The sequence below is a fragment of the Burkholderia sp. E168m23 genome, from assembly GCF_016586125.1.
GTDB classification, from domain to species: Bacteria; Pseudomonadota; Gammaproteobacteria; order Burkholderiales; family Burkholderiaceae; genus Burkholderia; species Burkholderia orbicola.
Genome location: NZ_BCPP01001381.1, coordinates 1 through 1,272, shown reverse-complemented (window position 1 = coordinate 1,272; position 1,272 = coordinate 1). Strand labels below are relative to the sequence as shown.

1 protein-coding gene is annotated in these 1,272 nt (G+C 65.5%); it reads right to left on the bottom strand.

Features of this window, described 5'->3' with window-relative positions; translation table 11 throughout:
- Positions 1–55 precede the first annotated feature (55 nt).
- Entirely contained in the window at positions 56–1,225 is a 1,170-nt protein-coding gene (gene urtC, locus JMF90_RS37475; RefSeq protein ID WP_011694773.1) for an urea ABC transporter permease subunit UrtC, read from the bottom strand.
- Between the last annotated feature and the right edge of the window lie 47 nt (positions 1,226–1,272).

The following is a 1,272-nucleotide window of genomic DNA, read 5'->3' as shown; positions in this document are numbered from 1 at the left end:
CGAACGACACGGTCAGGTCTTCGATCGCGAGCAGAAAGTCGGTATTGCTCATGCTTCACGCCTCCTTGTTCGCCACGCCGAGCAGCCGCCGCACGCGCGGGCGCACATGCTCGTCGTAGAGGCCCGCCAGCCCGTTCGGAAACACCATCACCACGCCGATGAACATCGCCGCCATCAGATAGAGCCAGAGGTTCGGAAAGCTCTCCGAGAACCAGCTCTTGCCGAGATTGACGAGGATCGCGCCGTACACCGCGCCGACCAGCGACATGCGCCCGCCGATGGCCGCGTAGATCACCATTTCGATCGACGGCACGATGCCGACGAACGACGGCGACATGAAACCCACCTGCAGCGTGAACATCGCGCCGCCGATGGCCGCGAGCATCGCCGCGAGACAGAACGCGAACACCTTGAACATCGCGACGTCGTAGCCCGAGAAGCGCACGCGGTCTTCCTTGTCGCGCATCGCGAGCAGCAGCGTGCCGAGCTTGCTGCGCTGAACCCAGCGGCCGACGAGCAGCGCACCGATCAACAGCGTGGCGTTCACGAAATACAGCACGAGCTTCGCGTGATCGGTGCGGATGTCCCAGCCGAGCAGCGTGCGCAGATCGGTGATGCCGTTCACGCCGCCCGTATAGCCTTGCTGGCCGATGATCAGCACCGAGAGGATCAGCGCGACCGCCTGCGTGATGATCGCGAAGTACACGCCGCCCACGCGCCGCTTGAACATCGCGTAGCCGATCACGAACGCGAGCGCCGTCGGCACGACGAGCACCGCGAGGATCGAGAACGGCAACGAGTGAAACGGCTTCCACCACGTGGGCAGCGCGGTGAGCTGGTTCCAGTCCATGAAGTCGGGAATGCCGGGCGTAGTCTGCGTGTGCGTGGCGGCCGGATCGGACGCCTCGAGCTTGAGAAACATCGCCATCGCGTAACCGCCGAGGCCGAAGAACACGCCCTGGCCTAGACTGAGCACCCCGCCGTAGCCCCACGCGATCACGAGGCCGATCGCCACGAACGCATAGGTCAGGTACTTGCCCATCAGGTTCAGGCGGAACGTGTCGAGCGCGAGCGGAAACACGACCACGATCAGCAGCGCGAGCAGCACGATGCCCGCGTAGCCCGACGCGTCGAGCCGCGCGACGCGAGCGCGCCAGCCGGCCGGCGGCGCGCCCGGGCGGGATCGCGGGGATACGGTGCCCGCCGCGGGTTGGATGGGTTCCATGTCCATCTCTCCAGTCGAATGAAGCTGTGAATGACGCGCGTTCATCG

What these genes read in the sequence shown, in the direction of transcription:
- urtC (WP_011694773.1), bottom strand. Translation starts at nt 1,225, where the DNA reads ATGGAACCCATCCAACCCGCGGCGGGCACCGTATCCCCGCGATCCCGC.